Below are 4,893 nucleotides of genomic sequence, written 5' to 3'. Positions count from 1 at the left end.
CAGCCGATGGCGAACGAAAGTCGCTCAGCGCTTAACTGATCGGCATTACGCCATTGATGGCGACCGAATTAACGCCGGCACATCATGTTAAATATGTTGCGCAGTAATTTGGCTTTAGTTAGCTAAATCATTCTTTTATGTGAATTTTGTCGGCGGGCGCACATTGCATTGTGGGTTGGGTAAGCCACAATTAAGCATCGTGTTTAACCGGAGAAAGAGTATGACTGCCAACCACTCCAGCCTGCTGTTACTGATGTCTTTCGCCGCCGGTACCTTTTCCGCGGGATCATCCAGCAATCCGCAACATTTGATGCTGTCGCTGCCTTCCGGTGGCGTGCCCAATAGCCCGCTGCCGCTGATCATCTGGCCCGGGATCGTGCCGGATGAAGATGAAGCGGAAGATAGCGCCGCGTGGTTTGAAAAAACCTTTACCCGCAACGGCTGGCCCGCCGCCTGGCGTTCGCCGATCTTCCCGTACACCCATTATCATCCCAACACCCATGAAGTGTTAGGCGTGGCGGCCGGTTGGGCGGAGGTGCTGTTTGGCGGCGATAGCGGCCGCATGGTGACGCTGCGCGAAGGCGATGCGGTGCTGATTCCCGCTGGCGTCGGCCACAAGCAGGTGTTTGCCTCGGAGGATTTTTTCACCGTTGGCGCCTATCCTGAAGGAATGTCCCCGGAAACCGTGCGCGATGAGCCGTCGCGATTGCGTGCGTCGAAGGAGAAGATCCAGCAGGTTCCACTGCCGCAGCGCGATCCGTTTACCGGTGGCGAAGGCGCGATGACGGAGATTTGGCTGCCGATCGCGCAGCAGCTGATGCACCAGTAAAGTGCAATTTCGCCATTTCCAGCCGCGCGGCGCGTGTGCCATGCCGGGGCAAGCCTCTGGCACAGTTTGTGCAGGAGAGAGTGATGTCCTCTGACAAGCGCCGGGTAAATCATGAAAGAAAGCTACCAGATAGCACCGCACTTCTATGATGAGATGTTGCTGAGCGATGGCCAACACCGCGCTCACTACCAGCATTACTGGGAATGGTTACAACAGGCGGACAAAGATGCCGTGGCGCGCAAGCGCGAAGAGGCGGAACTGCTGTTTCATCGCGTCGGCATCACCTTCAACGTGTACGGTGACGACGGCGGGGCAGAGCGTTTAATTCCTTTCGATAGCGTGCCGCGCATTATTCCAGCTAGCGAGTGGGCGATGCTTGATCGCGGCATTCGCCAGCGCGTGCAGGCGCTCAACGCCTTTCTGCATGACATCTACCATCAGCAATTCATCCTCAAAGCGGGCATCGTACCCGCCGAACAGGTGCTGGTGAACGATCAATATCAGCCCTGCATGCACGGCGTCGATCTGCATCGCAATATCTACGCGCACATCGTCGGCGTGGATATGGTGCGCAATAACGACGGCGAATATTATGTGCTGGAGGACAATCTGCGCACGCCATCTGGCGTCTCCTACATGCTGGAGAATCGTAAGATGATGATGCGCCTCTATCCGGAGCTGTTCGCCGAGCGCCACATCGCGCCGGTGGAACGCTATCCTTCTCATCTGCTGCAAACGCTGCGTGAAAGCTCGCCGGTCAACGATCCGGTGGTGGTGGTGCTCACGCCGGGCCGCTTTAACAGCGCCTACTTCGAACACAGTTTCCTCGCGCAGCAGATGGGCGTGGAGTTGGTGGAGAGCGCCGATCTGTTTGTGAAGGATGGCGCGGTGATGATGCGTACCACCGCGGGCCCGTGCAAAATTGATGTGATTTATCGCCGCGTCGATGACGCTTTCCTCGATCCGCTGGCGTTCCGTCCGGATTCGATGCTCGGCGTGCCGGGCCTGCTGTCAGTGTATCGATCCGGCAACGTGGTGCTGGCGAATGCCATCGGCACCGGCGTCGCTGATGATAAGTCGATCTATCCCTATGTGCCGGAGATGATCCGCTACTACCTCGATGAAGAGCCGATCCTGAATAACGTTCCTACCTGGCAGTGCCGCAAACCACAGGATTTGACTTATGTGCTGGCCAACCTGGCGAAAATGGTGGTGAAAGAGGTGCACGGCGCGGGCGGCTACGGCATGTTGATTGGCCCGGTGGCGAGCCAGCAGGAGCTGAGTGATTTCCGCGATCGCCTCAAAGCGCGGCCGGAAAACTACATCGCCCAGGACACGCTGTCGCTCTCGACCTGCCCAACCTTTATTGATAACGGCCTCGCGCCGCGTCATATCGATCTGCGGCCGTTTGCCCTGTGTGGTGCGGATATCCGGCTGGTGCCTGGCGGCTTAACCCGCGTGGCGCTCAACGAAGGTTCGCTGGTGGTGAACTCGTCGCAGGGCGGCGGCACCAAGGACACGTGGGTTCTGGAGGATGACGCATCATGCTAAGCCGCACGGCCAGTGGCCTTTATTGGATGGCGCGCTATCTGGAGCGCGCAGAACAACTCGCTCGCGTGTTGGATGTCACCAACCGTTTGTCGTTAATGCCGGTACGCGGTAATCAGGGTGATGATCTGCTGCTGCCGCTCAACCTCACCGGCACGCGTGAACTGTTTGAAACCCTCAACGGTCGCTTCACTATGTCGCAGCTGTTCAACTTCTTCGCGCTTGACGATCGCAATCCGTGCAGTATTTTCAGCTGCTGGCAGGAGGCGTGGAACAACGCGCATGCGGTGCGCGGCAGTTTGTCATCGGAAGTGTGGGAGAGCATCAACTCGACCTGGATCGAGATGCGCAATACGCGGCGGCGCGGCATCACCAGCGCCAATGCCGATAGCTTTTTTGATTGGGTTAAAGAGCGCTCTCACCTGTTCCGCGGCGCGATGTTCGGCACCTTGCTACGCGGCGATGCCATGAGCTTTATCCGCATCGGCACATTAATGGAGCGCAGCGACGGCACCGCGCGTCTGTTGAGTGTCAATCAGCAACTGATGGAGCAGCAGTCGGATTCGGTGCGCGAATACTATCGCCTCGACACCTTGCTGCGCGCGGTATCCGCCCGCGAAGCCTATAACGCCATATTCAAGCAGCAGCTGTTGCCGGATCTGGTGAATGAGATGCTGATCCTGCGCAGCGAAAGCCCGCGATCGCTGCACTCCTGCATTGATGAGATCGCTACGCAGCTGGAGCAGCTCGGCAGCAGCGGGGAAGATCGACCGCGCTATTTGATCACCGTGCTGCTGGCGGAGATGCGTTTCAGCACCTGGGAAAGCCTGACGCAGGAAGGGTTAACGCACTGGCTCACGGCTTTCCTGACGCGCCTCAACGCGCTGGCAGACAGCATCAATCACACCTATCTGGAGGCGAAATGAGACTGAACATCGAGCATAAAACCCGCTACGCCTATGAGCAGCAGGTGACACTCAGTACCCAGTATCTGCGCCTGACGCCGCAAAACTCGGTGCATCAACGGATTATCTCGTGGGATCTGGAGCTGCCGTGCGCAGCCACCTGCACGCAAGATGCCTATGGCAATGTGATGCATGTGCTGACGCTGGATACGCCGCATCAGCAGCTCGATATCGCGGCGCGTGGCGTGGTGGAGATTCTTGATGCCGGCGAATGGGCGCCCGATCCGGAATGCGCCTTGTCGCCGCTGGTGTTTCTGCGCGCCACGCCGCTGACCCAGCCCGATGGCGAAATTCGCGAGTTTGCTCAGCGCTACTGGCGGCCGGAAAAGCCGCTGGCCAGCCTGGAAAAATTGATGGATGAACTGCTGCTGAAGATGCCGTATCGTCCCGGCAGCACCCAGGTGAGTGATAACGCGGCGAAAGTATTTGCTGCCGGCAGCGGCGTTTGCCAGGATCACAGTCACGTGTTTCTCGCCTGCTGTCGCAGCCTGGGGATTCCGGCGCGCTATGTCAGCGGCTATCTCTATACTGAAAACGTGGAGCACGTCGCCACTCATGCCTGGGTTGAAGCCTGGCTGGATGGCAGTTGGCACAGCTTTGATATCACCAATAATACCCGTAGCACGCGCCAGCATTTGCGGCTGGCAGTCGGCGTGGATTATCTCGATGCGTGTCCGGTGCGCGGAATGCGACTGGGCGGCGGCGGTGAAGATATGCTGGCGGTGGCTGCGGTGCTGCAGGTGCACGGGCAGCAGTAATTTTCCTGGCAGGCTTAACTATGACTTATTGTGTGGCAATGCGTTTATCGTCAGGGATGATTTTTGTTTCCGATTCACGTACCAACGCGGGCGTTGATCATATTTCCTCGTTCCGTAAATTGCATGTGTTTCAGGTGGATGATGAGCGCACGCTGGTGCTGCAAAGCGCTGGCAATCTGGCGACCACGCAGAGCGTGCTGAGCCTGCTGCGACGTAACAACGGCGATGGCGATCAGCCCAATCTGCTGAATGGGCGATCGCTGTATGACATTGCGCTGATGGTGGGTGAAACGCTGCGTGAAGTGATTAAGCGCGATGGCGAGGAGTTTGGCGGCACGCTGCTGCTGGGCGGCCAGATTCGCGGCGAGGAGCCACGTCTGTTTCAGATCTACCCGCAGGGCAACTTCATTGAGGCGAGCGTCGATACGCCCTATTTCCAGATTGGTGAGAGCAAATACGGTAAACCGATTATTGACCGCGTGCTGCGCTACGAAACGCCCTTAAGCCAGGCGATGCAGTGCGCGCTGATTTCGATGGACTCTACGCTGGCGAGTAATATTTCCGTTGGCCTGCCGCTGGATGTGATGGTGTATCGCAGCGACAGTTTTAGCGACAGCGAGCAATATCACATCACCGAACAGCATCCCTATTATTCGCAGATTCGCCAGCTGTGGAGTAAAGGGTTGTTGAGCGTGTTTTCGCAGTTGCCACCGTTAAAGTTGTAACCAGGTCGCCATGAATGGCGTAATGCCGATCAGTTAAGCGCTGAGCGACTTTCGTTCGCCATCGGCTG

5 protein-coding genes are annotated in these 4,893 nt (G+C 57.8%); all 5 read left to right on the top strand.

Annotated features, from left to right (window positions below):
• The first annotated feature begins 220 nt into the window (after positions 1-220).
• The 5 genes from PMI17_RS19600 (at position 221) to PMI17_RS19580 (ending at position 4,825) form a co-directional block, all read left to right on the top strand.
• Positions 221-829, top strand: a complete 609-nt coding sequence (locus PMI17_RS19600) for a cupin domain-containing protein (protein WP_007891882.1) — start codon at positions 221-223, stop codon at positions 827-829.
• Between the two features lie 111 nt (positions 830-940).
• Complete coding sequence (locus PMI17_RS19595) at positions 941-2,380, top strand: circularly permuted type 2 ATP-grasp protein (protein ID WP_007891881.1); 1,440 nt, start codon at positions 941-943, stop codon at positions 2,378-2,380.
• On the top strand, positions 2,374-3,303 hold the full coding sequence (locus PMI17_RS19590) for an alpha-E domain-containing protein (protein ID WP_007891880.1): 930 nt from the start codon (positions 2,374-2,376) through the stop codon (positions 3,301-3,303). The genes PMI17_RS19595 and PMI17_RS19590 overlap by 7 nt, the downstream gene beginning before the upstream one ends.
• Positions 3,300-4,100 carry a transglutaminase family protein gene (locus PMI17_RS19585; RefSeq protein ID WP_007891879.1) on the top strand — a complete coding sequence of 267 codons (801 nt, stop codon included), beginning with the start codon at positions 3,300-3,302 and terminating at the stop codon, positions 4,098-4,100. Before PMI17_RS19590 ends, PMI17_RS19585 begins: the two co-directional genes overlap by 4 nt.
• Positions 4,101-4,120: 20 nt before the next feature.
• Positions 4,121-4,825: a proteasome-type protease gene (locus PMI17_RS19580; RefSeq protein ID WP_007891878.1), complete on the top strand. Its 705-nt coding sequence runs from the start codon at positions 4,121-4,123 to the stop codon at positions 4,823-4,825.
• Positions 4,826-4,893 lie beyond the last annotated feature (68 nt).

Source organism: Pantoea sp. GM01, assembly GCF_000282675.1.
GTDB lineage: Bacteria > Pseudomonadota > Gammaproteobacteria > Enterobacterales > Enterobacteriaceae > Pantoea > Pantoea nemavictus.
This window is presented reverse-complemented; position numbering and strand designations above follow the sequence as displayed.

Coding starts and splice junctions, on each gene's coding strand:
- PMI17_RS19600 (WP_007891882.1), top strand. CDS start 221: ATGACTGCCAACCACTCCAGCCTGCTGTTACTGATGTCTTTCGCCGCC.
- PMI17_RS19595 (WP_007891881.1), top strand. CDS start 941: ATGAAAGAAAGCTACCAGATAGCACCGCACTTCTATGATGAGATGTTG.
- PMI17_RS19590 (WP_007891880.1), top strand. CDS start 2,374: ATGCTAAGCCGCACGGCCAGTGGCCTTTATTGGATGGCGCGCTATCTG.
- PMI17_RS19585 (WP_007891879.1), top strand. CDS start 3,300: ATGAGACTGAACATCGAGCATAAAACCCGCTACGCCTATGAGCAGCAG.
- PMI17_RS19580 (WP_007891878.1), top strand. CDS start 4,121: ATGACTTATTGTGTGGCAATGCGTTTATCGTCAGGGATGATTTTTGTT.